This is a genomic window from Spirosoma jeollabukense (assembly GCF_054777855.1).
Genome location: NZ_BAAHAD010000122.1, coordinates 1 through 518 on the forward strand (window position 1 = coordinate 1; position 518 = coordinate 518).

The following is a 518-nucleotide window of genomic DNA, read 5'->3' on the forward strand; positions in this document are numbered from 1 at the left end:
GCATGGTGATCCAGAAGTCCGGCGACACGTTCTCGCGTGCACTGCTGGAGTTCAGCTCGGACACCATCACCAATTCGCTGTCCAACATCGGCTACGCGTTCGCCAAGGTGAACCCGATCCCGACCACCAACCGCCCCGACCAGACCGTGGCGATCAACATGCAGGTCGTGCCGGGCCCGCGCGTGTCGGTGCGCCGCATCCTGTTCCGTGGCAACACCCGCACCTCCGACGAAGTGATGCGTCGCGAAATGCGCCAGTTCGAGAACAGCTGGTACTCGCAGGCCGCGATCGACCGTTCCAAGATCCGCCTGCAGCGCCTGGGCTACTTCGAGTCGGTGGACGTCGAAACCCCGGCCGTCAGCGGCAGCAACGACCAGGTCGACGTCGTCTACAACGTCAAGGAAACCACCTCCGGCAGCTTCGTGTTCGGCCTGGGCTACTCGCAGTCCTACGGCATGACCACCTCGGTGCAGCTGTCGCAGAACAACTTCCTCGGCGGCGGCAACCGCGTGTCGGTC

1 protein-coding gene is annotated in these 518 nt (G+C 64.1%); it reads left to right on the plus strand.

Annotated features, from left to right (window positions below; translation table 11 throughout):
- Positions 1 to 518: POTRA domain-containing protein (locus tag ACYVEA_RS34855; protein ID WP_461117945.1), on the plus strand; the 518-nt coding region annotated here is incomplete at both ends.